At 64.9% G+C, this 18,009-nt stretch carries 19 protein-coding genes; 10 read left to right on the forward strand and 9 right to left on the reverse strand.

Features of this window, described 5'->3' with window-relative positions:
- Positions 1-190 precede the first annotated feature (190 nt).
- On the forward strand, positions 191-946 hold the full coding sequence (locus tag A5906_RS34615; RefSeq protein ID WP_080139596.1) for an SDR family NAD(P)-dependent oxidoreductase: 756 nt from the start codon (positions 191-193) through the stop codon (positions 944-946).
- Between the two features lie 284 nt (positions 947-1,230).
- Complete coding sequence (locus A5906_RS34620) at positions 1,231-2,043, forward strand: Crp/Fnr family transcriptional regulator (RefSeq protein WP_080139597.1); 813 nt, start codon at positions 1,231-1,233, stop codon at positions 2,041-2,043.
- A gap of 43 nt (positions 2,044-2,086) precedes the next feature.
- Here the strand turns inward: A5906_RS34620 and A5906_RS34625 are convergent, their stop codons facing one another.
- Positions 2,087-2,968, reverse strand: coding sequence for an HpcH/HpaI aldolase/citrate lyase family protein (locus A5906_RS34625; RefSeq protein WP_080139598.1), 882 nt, complete (start codon positions 2,966-2,968; stop codon positions 2,087-2,089).
- A gap of 108 nt (positions 2,969-3,076) precedes the next feature.
- Here A5906_RS34625 and A5906_RS34630 point away from each other — a divergent pair, with 108 nt between their 5' ends.
- Positions 3,077-3,721, forward strand: a complete 645-nt coding sequence (locus A5906_RS34630) for a carbonic anhydrase (RefSeq protein ID WP_080139599.1) — start codon at positions 3,077-3,079, stop codon at positions 3,719-3,721.
- A gap of 90 nt (positions 3,722-3,811) precedes the next feature.
- Here A5906_RS34630 and A5906_RS34635 read toward each other — a convergent pair whose 3' ends face one another.
- Positions 3,812-4,846, reverse strand: coding sequence for an aspartate-semialdehyde dehydrogenase (locus tag A5906_RS34635; protein ID WP_080139600.1), 1,035 nt, complete (start codon positions 4,844-4,846; stop codon positions 3,812-3,814).
- Between the two features lie 116 nt (positions 4,847-4,962).
- Here A5906_RS34635 and A5906_RS34640 point away from each other — a divergent pair, with 116 nt between their 5' ends.
- Both A5906_RS34640 and A5906_RS34645 read left to right on the forward strand, forming a co-directional pair.
- On the forward strand, positions 4,963-5,781 hold the full coding sequence (locus A5906_RS34640) for a hypothetical protein (protein ID WP_080139601.1): 819 nt from the start codon (positions 4,963-4,965) through the stop codon (positions 5,779-5,781).
- A gap of 169 nt (positions 5,782-5,950) precedes the next feature.
- Positions 5,951-6,334 (forward strand): hypothetical protein, encoded by a 384-nt coding sequence (locus A5906_RS34645; protein ID WP_080139602.1) that lies wholly within the window; start codon positions 5,951-5,953, stop codon positions 6,332-6,334.
- Positions 6,335-6,580: 246 nt separating this feature from the next.
- Here A5906_RS34645 and A5906_RS34650 read toward each other — a convergent pair whose 3' ends face one another.
- Both A5906_RS34650 and leuB read right to left on the reverse strand, forming a co-directional pair.
- Complete coding sequence (locus A5906_RS34650) at positions 6,581-7,216, reverse strand: DapH/DapD/GlmU-related protein (protein ID WP_080139603.1); 636 nt, start codon at positions 7,214-7,216, stop codon at positions 6,581-6,583.
- A 188-nt stretch (positions 7,217-7,404) separates the two neighbouring features.
- On the reverse strand, positions 7,405-8,517 hold the full coding sequence (leuB, locus tag A5906_RS34655) for a 3-isopropylmalate dehydrogenase (protein WP_080139625.1): 1,113 nt from the start codon (positions 8,515-8,517) through the stop codon (positions 7,405-7,407).
- 237 nt (positions 8,518-8,754) lie between these two features.
- On the opposite strand from leuB, the gene A5906_RS34660 reads away from it, so the two are divergent.
- The gene (locus A5906_RS34660; RefSeq protein WP_080139604.1) at positions 8,755-9,945 is read left to right on the forward strand and encodes a YbfB/YjiJ family MFS transporter; all 1,191 of its coding nucleotides are present in this window, start codon (positions 8,755-8,757) and stop codon (positions 9,943-9,945) included.
- Positions 9,946-10,043: 98 nt separating this feature from the next.
- Here A5906_RS34660 and A5906_RS34665 read toward each other — a convergent pair whose 3' ends face one another.
- The 4 genes from A5906_RS34665 to A5906_RS34680 form a co-directional block, all read right to left on the reverse strand.
- Positions 10,044-10,826, reverse strand: coding sequence for a molybdopterin-binding protein (locus A5906_RS34665; RefSeq protein WP_080139605.1), 783 nt, complete (start codon positions 10,824-10,826; stop codon positions 10,044-10,046).
- A 14-nt stretch (positions 10,827-10,840) separates the two neighbouring features.
- A complete protein-coding gene (locus A5906_RS34670) occupies positions 10,841-11,470 on the reverse strand; it encodes a cytochrome b/b6 domain-containing protein (RefSeq protein WP_080139606.1) in 630 nt (209 codons plus the stop codon).
- Between the two features lie 183 nt (positions 11,471-11,653).
- Positions 11,654-12,208, reverse strand: a complete 555-nt coding sequence (locus A5906_RS34675) for a fasciclin domain-containing protein (RefSeq protein WP_080139607.1) — start codon at positions 12,206-12,208, stop codon at positions 11,654-11,656.
- Between the two features lie 343 nt (positions 12,209-12,551).
- A complete protein-coding gene (locus A5906_RS34680; protein WP_080139608.1) occupies positions 12,552-13,313 on the reverse strand; it encodes an SDR family oxidoreductase in 762 nt (253 codons plus the stop codon).
- A gap of 95 nt (positions 13,314-13,408) precedes the next feature.
- Here A5906_RS34680 and A5906_RS34685 point away from each other — a divergent pair, with 95 nt between their 5' ends.
- Positions 13,409-14,938, forward strand: a complete 1,530-nt coding sequence (locus A5906_RS34685) for a malonate--CoA ligase (protein WP_080139609.1) — start codon at positions 13,409-13,411, stop codon at positions 14,936-14,938.
- Positions 14,939-15,095: 157 nt separating this feature from the next.
- Here A5906_RS34685 and A5906_RS34690 read toward each other — a convergent pair whose 3' ends face one another.
- The gene (locus A5906_RS34690; RefSeq protein WP_080139610.1) at positions 15,096-15,956 is read right to left on the reverse strand and encodes a sulfite exporter TauE/SafE family protein; all 861 of its coding nucleotides are present in this window, start codon (positions 15,954-15,956) and stop codon (positions 15,096-15,098) included.
- A 499-nt stretch (positions 15,957-16,455) separates the two neighbouring features.
- On the opposite strand from A5906_RS34690, the gene sdhC reads away from it, so the two are divergent.
- From sdhC to A5906_RS45570, 3 genes are all read left to right on the forward strand, one after another.
- A complete protein-coding gene (gene sdhC, locus A5906_RS34695; protein ID WP_080139611.1) occupies positions 16,456-16,854 on the forward strand; it encodes a succinate dehydrogenase, cytochrome b556 subunit in 399 nt (132 codons plus the stop codon).
- Positions 16,851-17,255 (forward strand): succinate dehydrogenase, hydrophobic membrane anchor protein, encoded by a 405-nt coding sequence (sdhD, locus tag A5906_RS34700; protein ID WP_080139612.1) that lies wholly within the window; start codon positions 16,851-16,853, stop codon positions 17,253-17,255. The genes sdhC and sdhD overlap by 4 nt, the downstream gene beginning before the upstream one ends.
- Positions 17,256-17,258: 3 nt before the next feature.
- Positions 17,259-18,009, forward strand: a 751-nt coding sequence (locus A5906_RS45570; RefSeq protein WP_245327055.1) for an FAD-binding protein, incomplete at its 3' end; no start/stop codon positions are given.

Raw genomic sequence — 18,009 nt, forward strand, 5'->3', positions numbered from 1 at the left:
GCCAATCCTAAGCCGTGCTCGGCCTGCGGGCAATCCAGGTCGGCGGATCGGGCAGGAAAACAGGAGTTTTGGGCAAACCGCTCGCGCGCCGTATTCGGGAGTGTTGGGCAAGACGATCCGAGAATCCGGCAACACCGGATGATCGATCGCCGGCAGAAGGACCGCACCGTAACCCTTCGAGGACCTACCGATGCCCACCATTTCCCTTGTCACCGGCGCCAGTCGCGGCCTAGGCCGCAACACCGCGATCGCCATCGCGCGCCGCGGCGGTGACGTGATCGTGACCTATCGCAGCGGCGCTGCAGCTGCCCGCGACGTCGTCACCGAGATCGAGGCGCTCGGCCGACAGGCTATCGCGCTCGAGCTCGACGTCACCTCCGTTTCGACCTTTCCCGCCTTCGCTGCAAGCGTTCGATCCGCGCTCGCCGAGCGTTGGGGTAGGGAGAAGCTCGACCACCTCATCAACAATGCCGGCCAAGGCGAAATGGCGGCGATCGCCGAGACGACGGAGCAGCAATTCGACGCCCTGTTCGGCACGCATGTCAAAGGACCGTTCTTTCTGACGCAGGCCTTGCTGCCACTGCTCGCCGACAATGGCCGGATCATCAACTTCTCCAGCGGGCTGACGCGCGTGTCTTTCCCCGGCTTCTCGGCCTACGCTGCCGCGAAGGGGGCCGTCGAGGTTCTGACCGTCTACATGGCCAGGGAATTCGGCGATCGCGGCATCACCGCCAACGTCGTCGCGCCCGGCGCGATCGAGACCGACTTCCTCGGCGGCGCCGTCCGGGACATGCCGGATTTGAACAGGCAGTTCGCGCAAATGACCGCGCTCGGTCGCGTCGGCGTGCTCGACGACGTCGGGCCGATGGTCGCAAGCCTGCTCGCTCCCGACAACCGCTGGGTCACTGCGCAGCGGATCGAGGTGTCCGGCGGACAGACGATCTGAGCGAGGCGGCGCTTGCGCGCCTCGCGCCGCACGGCGGCGTACAGCAGAGCTCCCACTTTGCGCGCACCTCGCCGGGCGGCAGTGAGCCTCAATAGTATGATTTATGCAGCATCCGGTTTGCGCGACGGGGATGCGGGAAAGCTCACCGCAATTATCCGTGCTTGATCTCGACTATTTGCTCTGTTTGGATCATTGCCGTTGAACAATTGGTATTTCGGATAATCATGGTAAATGAAACAGATAGTACCCGTCGTTCATTGGGGACTCGTCCACAAAGGGATATCGTGAGCGTCCATCGCAAGGAGTTCGGGAACCGGCTGTTGGCGGCGCTGCCGCCGGCGGATCTCGGTTTGCTCATTCCCCACTTCCAGAGGGTCTCGTTCGAACCCGACGCCGTCCTGGTGCGATCGGGCGACGATCTCGACCCGGTCTATTTTCCCCATAGCGGCGCCATCGCCTTCATGCTCGATATGCCGGACGGGCAAACGGTCGCAACCACCTTGATGGGACGAGAAGGCGCTTTGGCCTCGTTCTCCGTGCTCGGCCCGTCGCCTTCATCGGTAACTGCGATTGCCCGCATCGCCGGCACCGCATCGGTGATCTCTGCCGCCAAATTCCGCGCGGCCCATGCGCAAAGCGCGGCCATCAGGAATGTCGTGCAGGTCCACGCCCGCGCCGTGCTTTTGCAGCTCCAGCACGTCGCCGCTTGCAACGCGCTGCACCGGGTGGACGGCCGCATGGCGCGATGGCTCCTGCAGCTTCACGACCGCGTTCCCGAGGACCTGCTTCCGGTGACGCACGAGACGCTGGCGCAGTTGGTTGGGGTGCGGCGGACGACCGTGACTCTGACGATGAGCAAGCTGCGTGAGGCCGGCGCCGTCCCATCTGATGGGCGCGGGTTTGTCGAAATCGATCGGGCGCGACTCGAGAGGGTCGCATGCGATTGTTATGCGCTCATGCAGCGCAATATCGATCGGATGTATTGCCAGGAATTGGCGCCGCCGCATCGGACCCATGCCCCGCCCCGGGAACGCACCATCGTCGCCTCCGACGGAGCAGGCGGTGAATTCAAAGCGGTTTCGCGGGCGGGAAGATAGAGAGCAAAGCCTGGGATCGCGGAGGCGGTTTCGAATTGACGCCTCAGCCCTTCCCCATCGCGGCGATCGCATCCGCGATCTCGATCGTGCGCCGCGCCATGTCAGCGTGCAGGCGCTCCACCATCGCGCCATCGAGACGGATCGCGCCGCGCGAGGCGTTCTCCGGCAATTCGAACGCCGCGATGATCTTTCGCGCACGCGCGACTTCCTCCTCGGGCGGGGTGAAGATGGCGTTGCAGGCTTCGATCTGCGAGGGATGGATCAGCGTCTTGCCGTCGAATCCGAGGTCGCGGCCCTGCGCGCATTCGGTGGCGAAACCGTCGGGATTGGCGATGTCGCTGTAGGGGCCGTCGAGGATCTCGAGACCGTGCGCGCGCGTCGCCAGGATGCAGTGGGTGATCATCGGGACCATCGCGGCGCGGCCGGGCAGCATCCGGATCCGCGTCTCGCGCGAGATGTCGTTCGGGCCGAACACGAAGCCTGACAGCCGCGTCCCGGGATCGCGGCCGGCGGCGGCCAGTTCCTCGGCATGCAGCACCGCGCGCGCGGTCTCGATCATGGCCCAGACCTTGACGGTGGGCGCGGCACCGAGCTCGGCGAGGCGGCGGCCGATCGCGTCGAGATCTTCGATGCTTGAAACTTTTGGAACCAGGATGCCGTCTGGCGAGGCCTTCGCCGCCATCGCGACGTCATCGGCCCACCAGGGCGTGTCGAGGCCATTGGTGCGGATCAGGACCTCGCGCTTGCCGAACCCCCGGGCCGCGATCGCGGCGGCGATGCCGTCGCGGGCCACCGCCTTGGCTTCGGGGGCGACGGAATCTTCCAGATCGAGGATCAGGCCGTCGGCGGAGAGATTTTTGGCCTTTTCCAGCGCGCGGGGGTTGGAACCGGGCATGAACAGATGGCTGCGGCGCGGGCGGGTCATGCGATCGTTCCTTCCAGTTGCCTCGTCTCTCTGGTCGATGCCGATAGCACCTGGCCTGCCTATTCGAAAGGCTTGTTCGTTCCCGGGCTCTATGGTTAGGCATAGGCCATGATCACATTCCCTAAGCATTTGCTGGAAGGCTACAAGGCCTTCGCCACCCAGCGGCTACCGACCGAGCAAACCCGCTACCGCGAGCTGTCGGTGAAGGGGCAGTCGCCGGAAGTGATGGTGATCGGCTGCTGCGACAGCCGCGTCTCGCCCGAGGTGATCTTCGATGTCGGGCCGGGCGAATTGTTCGTCGTGCGCAACATCGCCAACCTCGTTCCGGTGTATCAGCCCGACGGCAACGCGCATGGCGTGTCGGCGGCGCTGGAATATGCGGTGACGGTGCTGAAGGTGAAGCACATCGTGGTGCTCGGCCACGCGCAATGCGGCGGCATCCGCGCCTTCGTCGACAAGATCGAACCGCTGACGCCCGGCGACTTCATCGGCAAATGGATGCAGATGTTCATCAAGCCCGGCGAGGTGGTCGAGCAGCGCGACCACGAGAGCATGGCGCAGTTCGTCGAACGCATCGAGAAGGCCGCGGTGTTCCGCAGCCTGGAAAACCTGATGACGTTCCCGTTCGTGCGCAAGGCCGTGGATGCCGGCCAGATGCAGACCCACGGCGCCTATTTCGGCGTCGCGGAGGGATCGCTGTTCGTGCTGGACAAGGTCGCGAAGGAATTTCGGAACGCGCACGGCGAGGCTTGAGCGGCTTCGTAAACTGGCGCGTCAAACGAGATCCTCGTCCCGGACAGGCGCAAGCGCAGATCCGGGACGACGAGCGGAGAGGGCGACGGTCTACGCTGCCTTCTTCTTCGCGGTGATCAGCTTGCGGTTGATCAGGACTTCCGCGATCTGGATCGCGTTGAGGGCCGCGCCCTTGCGAAGGTTGTCGGAGACGCACCACAGAACGAGACCGTTCTCCACCGTCGCGTCCTCGCGGATGCGGCTGATGTAAGTCGCGTCCTCGCCGGCGGCTTCATAGGGCGTCGCGTAGCCGCCGGGCTCCTGCTTGTCGATGACGAGGCAGCCGGGCGCCTTGCGCAGGATCTCGCGGGCTTCGTCCGCGCTGATCGGATTCTCGAACTCGATGTTGACGGCTTCGGAGTGGCCGACGAACACGGGCACGCGCACGCAGGTCGCGGAAAGCTTGATCTTGGGATCAAGGATCTTCTTGGTCTCCGCCATCATCTTCCACTCTTCCTTGGTGTAGCCGTCCTCCATGAAGACGTCGATGTGGGGGATGACGTTGAAGGCGATGCGCTTGGGGAATTTCTTCGCGACCAGCTCGTCATTGGTGTAGACGGCCTTGGTCTGCGAGAACAGTTCGTCCATCGCGTCCTTGCCGGCGCCCGACACCGATTGATAGGTCGAGACCACGACGCGCTTGATGCCGGCCTTGTCGTGCAGCGGCTTCAGCGCGACCACGAGCTGCGCCGTCGAGCAGTTCGGGTTGGCGATGATGTTCTTCTTCTTGAAGCCTTCGGTCGCGGCCGCGTTCACCTCGGGCACGATCAGCGGCACGTCCGGGTCCATGCGCCAGGCCGAGGAATTGTCGATCACGACCGCGCCGGCGGCGCCGATCTGCGGCGACCATTCCTTCGACACCGAGCCGCCCGCCGACATCAGGCAGATGTCGACGTCGGAGAAGTCGTAATGCTCGAGCGCTTTGACCTTCAGGGTGCGGTCGCCATAGGAGACCTCGACGCCGACGCTGCGGCGCGATGCCAGGGCCACGACCTCGTCCGCGGGGAATTTGCGCTCATCGAGGATATTGAGCATTTCCCGTCCGACATTGCCGGTCGCGCCGACGACTGCGACTTTGTAACCCATCGTTCACTCTCCGATGAAAAAGCCCGTTCCTGAAGCTGACGCTTAAACAGGAAGAGCAGCGCTTCTATGCGAGAACCGGCCTCAAGACAACGTTGGACCATGCCCGAAGGCCGTGGATGCAGTCGCCTGAGGCCAGGACGGCCGAAACTCCCACCCAGATCCATCTGGCGCTCGCAGCCTTCGCCGACGAGGTGGTCGGTACGGTGGCGCGCCTGTTCGCCTATGTGGGGGCGCTGGCGCTGTTTGCCATCCTGGGCCTCGCGGCACTCAATCAGCTGCCTGCCTTGCGCGACGACGAGCCTGCATCAGTGCCGGGCTGGAGCGTGGCCGACCGCTCGCACCCGGCCTTCGCCCTCAGCCGGCTCGATTCAGCAGAGAAAACAGCTACTTACACCATCCTCCGGCATCCCGAAGGCGGCCGCAAGGACGTAATGCGCTGGGCGAGCGAGGCGGACAAGCCCGTAGCGCAGCTCGAGATCTACCGGGAGGGCGGCGAATTCGACGTGGCGCGCCCGGCGGCGGCAGACCTCGCTCTCCAGATGGGTTTGGCTGCGGACACACCGCTCGAGCAGGCCGGCCTGATCGACACCAAATTCGGCCCCGTCGCCCTGTTCCGGCCGACGGGCACGGCGAAGGCGGCCTGCCTCGGCTACCTCAAGCGCAGCGAGGAGCCGGCGCTGCAGATCTCCGGCTTCGCCTGCCAGGGCGACACCCTGCCGGCCCGGCGCGCGGCGATCGCCTGCATGCTGAACCGGCTGACGCTGCTGACCTCCGGCAACGAGCCGAAGCTGGCGGAATTGTTCGCCCATGCCGAGCTCAGGCGCCGGGGTTGCGAGCCCCAAGGATCGTCTCAAGGATCGTCCCAAGGATCGTCTCCGGGCACGTCGGACTGGCTGCTCGGCGCGGCGAATGCGCAATTGCGCGGGGCGCTTTGACCTTCATCAAGGATCTGCATCAAGCTCAAGTAGCTGGTTTGCATGCAACTTTTGCCGGCGGGCACGATTATTCCGCGCTGGTGTGACCCAATAGACCTAGTTGTGGGCACCCCGGCCGGGCTAGTATGGGGCGAAATCGACTGGCGGCTTGCCGCCTGAAGGGGACGTGATGAGCTCGAAATTTTCTGCCGCGAACAAATTGGCGACTCTGCTTGCGGCGGGGGCCGCGATTGCTATCGCCTTCGCGACGCCGGCTGCAGCCGATACCAAGACCAAGCGCTATGACGATCGCGGCCGGGTCTATTACGGCCCGAGCGGCCCCAACGCGGTCTATCAGCAGGGCCGCACCCGCATCTATGTGAGCAAGCGCTCCTGGCTCGACGGCGGCACCGAGGTCAACCCGGGCGACCGCAAGTTCACCGACTACGCCTTCCCGCCGGCCGTCGGCTATCCGTCCTTCGCCCGCGAAAACCTCAACCGCCCGATCGATCGCCAGCCGCTCTCCACGCCGGCCGATGTCGGCGGCTATCCGCAGAACTTCCCGCTGTACTGAGCGGGCTCAACAGCGAATCAAAATGGCCGGGCTCGCGCCCGGCCGTTTTTGTTTTGGGAAGGTGCCGTATGCGCTCCTGCCTCTCCGTCGTCATTGCGAGCCAACGGGTCCGCGCGAAGCGCGGCCCGATGACAGGCTCCACGAAGCAATCCAGAATCTCTCCGCGGAAGCATTCTGGATTGCTTCGTCGCCAGCGCAAAATTGCTACGCAATTTTGGCGCGGGCTCCTCGCAATGACGGCTGAGGCTACGCGTTCGCTGCCGGATCATGCCGCCGGCAAAACTCCTCGATCGCCTCGGAGCGGAAATCGGCGAGGCGCTCGAAGATGAGCGCATCCGGCCAATCCCACCAGGCGATGCGCTGCAGGCTCTCGGAGACAGACTCAGCAAAGCGCTTGCGGATGGGACGGGCGGGAACGCCGCCGACGACGGTGTAGGGTTCGACATCGCGGCTGACGACGGCGCCTGCGGCGATCACCGCACCGTCGCCGACGTTCACGCCGGGCAGCAGGATGGCGGCGTGGCCGATCCAGACGTCATTGCCGACGATGACGCGGTCGCCGCGGCGGCCTGCGAAGAAATCGCGGTCGCGCGTCGCGTCCGCCTCGTAATATTCGGGGACGTAGGTGAAGCGATGCTGGGACGGACGGCCCATCGGATGGTTCGGCGCGCCGATCCGCACCGAATTGGCGATCGCCGTGAATTTGCCGATGGCGGCGTCGGCGACGTCGCAATTCTCGCCGAGATAGGAGTAGTCGCCGAGCGAGGCATATTCGATGCGGGTGTTGGCGAGAACCTCGCAGCGCCGCCCGATCTGCGCCTCGCGCAGCCGCACCGTGTTATGGATGATGGTTTCCGCGATCTTGGGGCGGGGTGAATCCATGAGGCGGCTCCTGAGGCACACTGCCGTAAGGGTGGGCAAAGGCGCATCGCGCCGTGCCCACCACTTCTCGGCAATCGCGATGAAAGTAGTGAGCCGTCATTCCGGGGCGGTGCGAAGCACCGAACCCGGAATCTCGAGATTCCGGGTCTGGTCCTGCGGACCATCCCGGAATGACAGCAACTGCCGCCTTACGCGTGCAGCTTCTGCAATTCCTTCAGGATCGCCTCGCCCATCTGCGTGGTGGATGCAGCCGTGGTGCCTTCCGACTTGATGTCGGCGGTGCGCAGGCCGCTGGCGAGCACCGCGGCGATCGCGGCGTCGACCTTGTCGGCGAGATCGCCCATGTCGAAGGAATAGCGCAGCGCCATGCCGAAGGACGAGATCATCGCGATCGGGTTGGCGAGGCCCTTGCCGGCGATGTCAGGCGCCGAGCCGTGCACCGGCTCGTACAGCGCTTTGCGCTTCTTGATCTTGACGTCGATCTCGCCGAGCGAGGCCGAGGGCAGCATGCCGAGCGAACCGGTCAGCATCGCCGCGATGTCGGACAGCATGTCGCCGAACAGATTGTCGGTGACGATGACGTCGAACTGCTTCGGCCATTTCACCAGCATCATGCCGCCGGAATCGGCGAGCTGATGCTCGAGCGTGACGTCGGGATATTCGCGCTTGTGCACCTGGGTCATGACCTCGTTCCAGAGCACGCCCGACTTCATGACGTTGCGCTTCTCCATCGACGTCACCTTGTTCTTGCGCTTCCTGGCAAGCTCGAAGGCGACGCGGCCGATGCGCTCGATCTCATAGGTGTCGTAGACCTGGGTATCGATGGCCCGCTTCTGGCCGTTGCCGAGATCGGTGATGGTCTTGGGCTCGCCGAAATAGACGCCGCCGGTGAGCTCGCGCACGATGACGATGTCGAGACCCTCGACCGCCTCGCGCTTCAGGCTCGAAGCGTCCGCGAGCGCCGGGTAGCACACGGCGGGGCGGAGGTTGGCGAACAAAGCGAGATCCTTGCGCAGGCGCAGCAGGCCGGCTTCCGGGCGAACCTCGTAGGGAACGGCATCCCATTTCGGGCCGCCCACGGCGCCGAAGATGATGGCGTCGGCCGCAAGCGCCTTGGCCATGTCGCCCTCGGAGATCGACACCTTGTGGGCGTCATAGGCGGAGCCGCCGACGAGGCCGGTATCGGTCTCGAATTTGGCGATCCCGGCCGAATTGAGCCAATCGATCAGCCGCTTCACCTCGCCCATCACCTCCGGGCCGATACCGTCGCCGGGGAGCAGCAGCAATTTGTGGGTCGCCATGGTCAGATCCTTCTTGTCCACCCTCGTCATTCCGGGGCGCGAGCAAAGCGAGCGAGCCCGGAATCCATAACCACCATCGGGAGTATGGATTCCGGGCTCGCGCCAAGCGGCGCGCCCCGGAATGACAGGTCGGCCGGAGTGCTAGAGCGGCGTTGCGCGCTTGGCAAGACACCATTGCCGCGCCGCGGCTGTGCAAGACCGGCAGGGCCTGCCACACTGGACAGGCCGGAGTACCCCTTGCACGCCCCTGAGCGCCCCCCGCCCGACGCACATCCTGCGCGGCTGATCCTGACCCTGTCGCTGGCCGCAACGGTCGGCCTCGGCATCGGCCGCTTTGCCTATGCGCTGGTGCTGCCCGACATGCGGGAGGACCTCGGCTGGTCCTACTCGGCGGCCGGTTTCATGAACACCATCAACGCCGTCGGCTACCTCGTCGGCGCATTGGTGGCGTCCCGGCTGATCCGCCGCGTCGGCTGGTCGGCGGCGATCCGCGGCGGAACCCTCGCTTGCGTCGCCGCGCTCGCAACTTGCGCGCTGACCGGCAATTTCGTCGCGCTGAGCCTTGCCCGCCTCGTGCTGGGCCTGGGGGCAGCGGCCGGCTTCGTCGCCGGCGGCGCGCTGGCCGCCGCGATCGCGCAGTCGCGCCCCGAACGGGCCAATTTCCTGCTCAGCCTGTTCTATGCCGGGCCCGGCATCGGCATTCTCGCCTCGGGGCTGATCGCCCCGTTCACGCTGCAATATTTCGGGCCGGGCTCGTGGTGGCTGGTGTGGTGGGCGCTGACGCTGCTGTCGATCGCCATGACGATCCCGCTGTTCCTGATCCGCATCGAGAGCGGCGCGCGCTTCTCCGAAGGCAGCCACGCCGCCTTCGCGCTTCCGCCCGTGCTGATTTATCTCGCCGGCTACTTCCTGTTCGGCGCCGGCTACATCGCCTACATGACCTTCATGATCGCCTATGTGCGCGACGGCGGCGGCGGCGCCGCGGCGCAGGCGGCGTTCTGGAGCCTGATCGGCCTGAGTGCCTTTGCAACGCCCTGGGCCTGGCGCGGCGTACTGGCGCTCGACCGCGGCGGGCTCGCCACCGCCATCATCCTCGGCACCAACGCGCTCGGTGCCGCCTTGCCGATGCTCGGGCATTCACCGGCATGGCTCGCGGTGTCGGCGGTCGTGTTCGGCGTCGCCTTCTTCGCTGTGGTCGGCTCGACCACCGCCTTCGTGCGCTTCAACTATCCGCCGGAAGTCTGGCCGACCGCGATTGCGGCGATGACGATCTCGTTCGGCGTCGGCCAGACGCTCGGGCCGATCGTGGTCGGTGCGATCACGGATGCGCTGGGGAGCCTGAGCTATGCGCTGAATGTCTCGGCCGCATTGCTGGCGCTAGGGGCGGTGGCGGCGCTGTGCCAGCGCAAGGTGGGGCCGAAGAGCTAGGGTCATTCCGGGGCGCGCGTAGCGCGAACCCGGAATCCAGAGATTGCGGCGCGAGATTGCGGGTTCTCGCTTCGCGAGCCCCGGAATGACTGCCTCAATCAGCTCCCGCTGAACGAATTGTACCCCTGGTCTTCCCAATAGCCGCCCTTGTAGTCGTTGGTGACTTCCATCGAGACCACGTATTTCGGGTTCTTGAAGCCGAGCTTTGTCGGCACGCGGATCTTCATCGGGAAGCCGTAGGCGCGCGGCAAAATCTCATTGGCGTATTTGAACGTCATCTGGGTCTGCGGATGCAGCGCGCTGCGCATGTCGAGCGGCGAGTTGTAGCCGTCCTTGTCGGCGCACTGGAACCAGACATATTTGGCACGCGTGTCGGCGCCGATCAACTTGAGGAAATCGCGCAAGGGCGTGCCGGTCCAGCTGCCGATCGCGCTCCAGCCCTCGACGCAGATATGGCGCGTCACTTGCGTCACCTGCGGCAGCTTGTAGAGCTCGTCCAGCGTCCAGGACTTCTTGTTGTCGACAAGGCCGCGCACCTCGAGCTTCCAGTCCTTGCCATCGATATCGGGTGCGTCGTCGAGATCGTAATAGGCGTTGAACGGGAACGGCTTTGTGATCGCGCTCTCGGGAAAGGTCGGCGCGAGCGCGTCGGGATTGAAGATGAAGGCCTGCACGGCGTCGTTGAATTTCGAGACCTTCGCCAGCAGCGTATCGGCCGAGGACGAATCCACGACGTCGCAGCCGGTCAGCAGCGTCAGCGCCCCCAGGCTGGCGCCGCCGGCGATGAAACGGCGGCGGGTGAAGTCCGGCATCGTCTTGATGGCGTCCTTGATCAGCAGCCGCTTGTCGACGCCGGGAATGAGGAATGAACGCTTGGCCATGATGGATCTCCTGATCAGCGCCCAATGATCATCGCGCGCAGGCTCTTCGGCACCAGCAGCGCGAGCAGGACGTGAATGACGAGGAAGACGCAGATCGCGGCCATGCAGAAGAAGTGCACGTAGCGCGCGGTCGGATAGTCGCCGAACAGCATGACCAGATAATAGAGCTGCACCGGCTTCCACATGCCAAGGCCCGACAGCACGATCAGCACGCCGACCGCGATGATGCCGGCATAGAGCAGCCGCTGCACGTAATTGTAGACGGTGAGGTCGTCATGACCGAGCTTGAATGTCAGCGCCGCCCTGACGTCGTGCAGCACGCCTGACGGCGTGATCGGCAGCAGCTTCTTCCGGAAGCGGCCGGTGGCAAAGCCGGTGACGAGATAGGCGAGGCCGTTGATCATCAACAGCCACATCGCCGCAAAGTGCCAGAGCAGGCCACCGCCGAGCCAGCCGCCCAGCGTGTACTCGCGCGGAAAGCTGAAGCCGAACAGCGGCGAGGCGTTGTAGATCTGCCAGCCCGACAGGATCATCAGGATCATGGCGAGGGCATTGATCCAATGCATGACGCGGACCCAGGCCGGCTGGATCACTTTGGTCGGGGTGGCCCTGACCTGCTCGTCGGAGACTGTGAGGCTCGCCATGATGGTTCCGTCCTGAACGTCGTGTGACGCTGAATATACGCCGATGCGTCCGCTTTCGTTACGCCCCGTTGGCCATCGAATCGATGCCCAAAGGCTATCGTGGTCACAAAAAAGCGAGCCGGGCACCCCCGGCTCGCCGTCTCAAAGCACCCTGTCCGGGGGATGAAACAGGGGGACGCGGTGTTACGTCGCCGGCATCAGCACGGTGTCGACCACATGGATGACGCCGTTCGACTGGTTGACGTTGCTGATCGTCACCATCGAGGTGCCGCCCTTGGCGTCGACGATCCAGGTCTTGCCGTCCATCTTCTTGACCGTCAGCTCCTCGCCTTCGGCGGTCTTCAGCTTCTTGCCGTCGGTGAGGTCGGAGGCCTCGAGCTTGCCGGGCACGACATGGTAGGTGAGGATCTTGGTCAGGGTGGCCTTGTTCTCGGGCTTGACCAGATTGTCGACGGTGCCGGCCGGCAGCTTGCCGAAGGCGGCATTGGTCGGCGCGAACACCGTGAATGGCCCCTTGCTTTCCAGCGTCGGCACGAGGCCGGCCGCCTTCACCGCCGCGACCAGCGTGGTGTGGTCCTTCGAGTTGACTGCGTTCTGCACGATGTTCTTCGACGGGAACATCGCGGCGCCGCCGACCATGACGGTCTTTTCCTCGGCACGCACCGGCGCGACGACGGTCGCGGTGATGGCGAGGGCACTGAAGGCGGCGGCAGCGAGATAGGCAATGCACTTCGACATGGAGAGTCTCCCGATTGAATTGTGACCGGCAATGGCCGGCGTTTGAGCTGGGCAACAACGGTGCCTGTGCCCTTGGCGTCGAGCAGCAGCGCCGTCGTTGGCCGAACTACGGGAGGGTTTGCGAAGTGGTTTCGGGGAAAAACTCTTTGTGATGGGTGAAACTATGTGGGGGGATGTTCGTGGGGGTGGCCCCCGCCGTCGTTGCGAGGAGCCCTTGCGACGAAGCAAGCCAGACTGTCTCCGCGGCGAGGGTCCTGGATTGCTTCGCGGAGCCTGTCATCGGGGCGCGCTTCGCGCGGACCCGTTGGCTCGCAATGACGAGCCCGAGGCTACGACCTTGGCCTCAATCCCTGCTCAGCGGCGTCTGAATGAACCCGCGATTGTGGGTCGGGCTGATCAGGAGCTCGTTGATGCAGACGCGCGGCGGCATCGAGGCGATGAAGGCGATCGTGCGCCCCAAATCTTCGGATTGCAGCATCCTGGCCTGCTCCTCCTCGCTCGGCACCACCGGGCGCAGCTTCAAAATCGGCGTTGCCACCTCGCCCGGCATCAGGCAGCAGGCGCGCAGGCCGTTGACGCATTCGTCCATGTTGAAGGAATGGGTCAGCGCCAGCACCGCATGCTTGGTGGTGGTGTAGGCCGGGCCCGGCATCTTCGAGACGTGACGACCAGCCCAGGAGGAGACGTTGATGATCGAGCCGTCCTGCTGCTTGCGCATCGTCGGCAGCACGGCGCGCATGCAATAGAGCACGCCGTTGAGATTGACCTGGACCAACTTGTCCCAGCCCTCCAGTTCCATGTCCTTCCAGCTGCGCTTGGGGACATTGATACCGGCATTGTTCACGAGCAGGTCGATGCGGCCGTGCCTGGCGACGATCCGGTCGGCCGCCTTCTGGGCCTCCGCAGCGTCGGACACGTCCAGCGCGATCGCCTCGGCCGCCCCGCCCGCCTTGGCGATCTTCGCAACCACGGTATCCAGGGCTGACTGGCGCCGGCCGGACACCACCACCGTCCAGCCGTCGGCAGCGAGCGCCTCGGCGCCGGCCTCCCCGATTCCGCTGCCGCCGCCCGTGACCCAGGCCACGCGTTTCCCGTTTTTTGACATGCAAACTGTCTCCGTTGCTTCATTGGGGCGGTTTTTGCTAATCCAGCCCTCGGTTTTGACCGGCCTTGTCAGTCTTGCGGTCGAGGAAATCTTGCATGAACCACGCAGCGAACGCCAACCTGTTTTCCCGCCTGTTCGACGGCCTCGACGATCCCAAACGCCTCGCGATCGAGACGCAGGATGGTGCCCGTATCAGCTATGGCGATCTGATCGCGCGGGCCGGGCAGATGGCGAACGTGCTGGTCGCGCGCGGTGTGAAGCCGGGCGACCGCGTCGCGGTGCAGGTGGAAAAATCGGTCGCCAATATCGTGCTGTATCTGGCGACGGTGCGGGCCGGCGCGGTCTATCTGCCGCTCAACACCGCCTATACGCTGAACGAGCTCGACTACTTCATCGGCGATGCCGAGCCGTCGCTGGTGGTCTGCGATCCCTCCAAGGCGGAAGGTCTCGCCCCGATCGCCGCGAAGGTGAAGGCCAAGGTCGAAACGCTCGGAGCTGACGGCAAGGGCTCGCTGACGGAAGCCGCCGACAAGGCGAGCAGCGCGTTCACGACCGTTGCCCGCGCGGGCGACGATCTCGCCGCGATCCTCTACACCTCGGGCACCACCGGCCGCTCCAAGGGCGCGATGCTCACTCACGACAATCTCGCGTCGAATTCGCTCTCGCTCGTCGGCTACTGGCGCTTCACCGACAAGGACGTGCTGATCCACGCGCTGCCGATCTACCACACGCATGGCCTGTTCGTGGCGACCAACGTGACGCTGTTCTCGCGCGCGTCGATGATCTTCCTGCCGAAGCTCGATCCGGACCTGATCATCAAGCTGATGGCGCGCGCGACGGTGCTGATGGGCGTGCCGACCTTCTACACCCGCCTGCTGCAGAATCCTTCGCTGTCGAAGGAGACGACCAGGCATATGCGCCTGTTCATCTCCGGCTCGGCGCCGCTGCTGGCCGAGACCCATCGCGAATGGTCCGCGCGCACGGGACATGCTGTGCTCGAGCGCTACGGCATGACCGAGACCAACATGAACACATCGAACCCTTACGACGGCGAGCGCGTGCCCGGCGCGGTCGGCTTCCCCCTGCCCGGCGTCTCGGTGCGCGTCACCGAGCCCGAGACCGGCAAGGAGCTGCCGCGCGAGGAAATCGGCATGATCGAGGTGAAGGGCCCGAACGTGTTCAAGGGCTACTGGCGCATGCCGGAGAAGACCAAGTCCGAATTCCGCCCCGACGGCTTCTTCATCACCGGTGACCTCGGCAAGATCGACGACAAGGGCTACGTCCACATCCTCGGCCGCGGCAAGGATCTCGTGATCTCCGGCGGCTTCAACGTCTACCCCAAGGAAATCGAGAGCGAGATCGACGCCATGCCGGGCGTGGTCGAATCCGCCGTGATCGGCGTGCCCCATGCCGATTTCGGCGAGGGCGTCACGGCGGTGCTGGTCTGCACCAAGGGCGCCGACGTGACTGAGGCCGCAGTGCTGAAGGCACTCGACGGGCGGCTCGCCAAATTCAAGATGCCGAAGCGCGTGTTCGTCGTCGACGAGCTGCCGCGAAACACGATGGGCAAAGTGCAGAAGAACGTGCTGCGCGATACGTACAAGGATATTTACGCGAAGAAGTGAGGGGCGCCGCTCTCTCCCCTTGTCATTGCGAGGAGCCCTTGCGACGAAGCAATCCAGACTGCCGCTGCGGAGAGATTTCGGGATTGCTTCGCGGAGCCTGTCATCGGGCCGCGCTTCGCGCGGACCCGGTGGCTCGCAATGACGGTGGGTGTGGCGACTACTGCCCGCCCACGAGGCTCAGCACAAACCTGCTGCCGACGATAAACAGATAGCACCCGAACGCGGCTTCCAGCGTCCGCTTCGACATCGCGTGCGCAGCTCTCACACCGAGCGGCGCGGTGACGAGGCTCATCGGCATCACCAGCACGGCACCGATCAGCGAGACGTAGCCGAGCGCGAACGGGATTTGCAGCGCGGCGACGGCCGGGTGGTTCGCCGCCGCGGGCCAGCCGGCATAGATGTAGCCGAGCGCGCCGGGGATCGAGATCAGCACCGCGAGGGCCGACGAGGTCGCGACCGCCTGATGGATCGGACGGCCATAGAAGGTCATCAGCAGGTTCGAGAACAGGCCGCCTCCGATGCCCATCAGCGTCGAGAGAATGCCGACGCAGAAGCCGTAGACGCGCATCAGCGGACCCTTCGGCAGATCGTCGCCGAACTTCCAGCCCTCGCGCGCGAAGATGAGCCGCGCGGCGGCCGACCAGGCGACGCAGACGAACACGATCTTGAACAGCCGCTCCGGCGCGTAGCGCGCGACGACGCTGCCAGCGACGACGCCGAGCACGATCGGCAGCCACCAGACGCGCAGGATCGACATGTCCACGGCGCCGCGCTTGTAATGCGCCTGGAACGAGCGGATCGAGGTCGGGATGATCACGGCGAGCGAGGTGCCGACGCAGAGCGGCATCCGCACCTCCAGCGGCACGCCGGCGATACGGAAGCATTCGTAGAACACCGGCACGAGGATAGCGCCGCCGCCAATACCGAACACGCCGGCCAGGAATCCCGAGAGCGCGCCGATTGCGATCAAGAGCAGCGCGAGCTCGACGATCTCCTTGATATCAAGACCTGCAATCACCCTGACCTGCCCTGACAACCAGCCGCAACTTTGCACGATCTGTGTTCGCGACGCGCGGAGCTTTAGGCGATCTGATTCGCGCGGTCGACACGCCGTGTCCCGCGGCTGGGGTGGAATGCAGAGTGCGCATATCCAGACCGGATCAACCTGGATCGCGAGAAGGAAGAGTCGGCGCCCGGAACAGTGAGGCTGGCGGGTGTTTGGCAGTCTCTGCCGGGTTTGGACGGCATGGTCCGTTTAGAGGTGTTCCAATAGTAATTTCAACGCGCCTCGGCGCTTTCTAAAGTTATGAATTTATATTCGCTTCTTTGCTGGCGGACCGAGGGTCTGGTATACCAAGCCCCTGATTGGCCTTGGTTCATCAAGGCTGTAGAGCTGAACGCTCGTTCGATTTATGGCGATTTGGTGATTGCGCAGGCGAAATCGACTCCGTAAATAGAGCCGACCTTTCGCGATCCCCGCGCGCGCCCTCAAGGGCCGCCATACAACATCAAAGCCCATGACCGCACGGATCGAACGACCGCTTTCACCACACATGCAAGTCTACCGCTGGACGCTGACGATGGCGCTGTCCATCGTCCATCGCGCCACCGGTATCGCCCTTTACGCCGGAACCCTGCTGCTGGCCTGGTGGCTGATCGCGGCGGCCTCCGGCCCCGCCGCCTATGCCCATGTCCAGGCCTTCACCGGCAGCATCATCGGCCGCCTGATCGTGTTCGGCTACACCTGGGCGCTGATGCACCATATGCTGAGCGGCATCCGGCATTTCGTCTGGGACCTCGGATACGGCTTCAAGGCCAATGAGCGCGAAGCGCTGACCTGGGGCGCAGCGATCGGCGGCATCGCCCTGACGGTGCTGATCTGGATCATCGCCTACGCGATCGGAGGCGGACGATGAGCGCGAGCGATACGCCCAAGCGCAGCATGCGCACCCCGCTCGGCCGCGTCCGCAATCTCGGCGCCGCGCATTCCGGCACATCCGACTTCTGGCGCCAGCGCCTCACGGCGGTGGCGATGACGCTGCTGATGATCCCGGTGCTGGTGATCATCATGATGACGCTCGGCCGCAACCAGGCCGGCGCCAAGCAGATCCTCGGCTCGCTGCCGATCGCCGTCATCATGATGCTCTTCATCGTCGCCAGCGCCTGGCACATGAAGATCGGCATGCAGGTCGTGATCGAGGACTACGTCCACAACGAGAAGCTGAAGCTCACCGCGATCATGCTCAACAATTTCTTCTCGATCGCGGTCGCGCTCGCCTCGATCTACGCGATTCTCCAACTGTCATCCGGAGTGTAACCCATGGCCAATACGACCAATGGCACGGGCAACGGCGCTCCCGCCACCAATGGCAAAGCCTATCCGATCGAAGACCACACCTATGACGTCGTCGTGGTCGGCGCCGGCGGCGCGGGCCTGCGCGCCGTTGTCGGCTGCAGCGAGGCCGGCCTGCGCACCGCCTGCATCACGAAGGTGTTTCCGACCCGCTCGCACACGGTCGCGGCGCAGGGCGGCATCTCCGCCTCGCTCGGCAACATGCACAAGGACGACTGGCGCTGGCACATGTACGACACCGTGAAGGGGTCGGACTGGCTCGGCGACCAGGACGCGATCGAATACATGGTGCGCAACGCGCCCGACGCGGTCTACGAGCTCGAGCATTGGGGCGTGCCGTTCTCGCGCACCGAGGACGGCAAGATCTACCAGCGTCCGTTCGGCGGCATGACCACCGAGTTCGGCAAGAGCCAGGCGCAGCGCACCTGCGCCGCCGCCGACCGCACCGGCCACGCCATGCTGCACACGATGTACGGCCAGTCGCTGCGCCACGCGGCTGAGTTCTTCATCGAGTTCTTCGCCATCGACCTGATCATGGACGACCAGGGCACCTGCCGCGGCGTCATCGCGCTCAAGCTCGACGACGGCACGCTGCACCGCTTCCGGGCCCAGACCGTGATTCTCGCCACCGGCGGCTACGGCCGCGCCTATGCCTCCTGCACCTCGGCGCACACCTGCACCGGCGACGGCGGCGGCATGGTGCTGCGTGCCGGCCTGC

The organism is Bradyrhizobium sacchari (assembly GCF_002068095.1).
Lineage (GTDB): Bacteria > Pseudomonadota > Alphaproteobacteria > Rhizobiales > Xanthobacteraceae > Bradyrhizobium > Bradyrhizobium sacchari.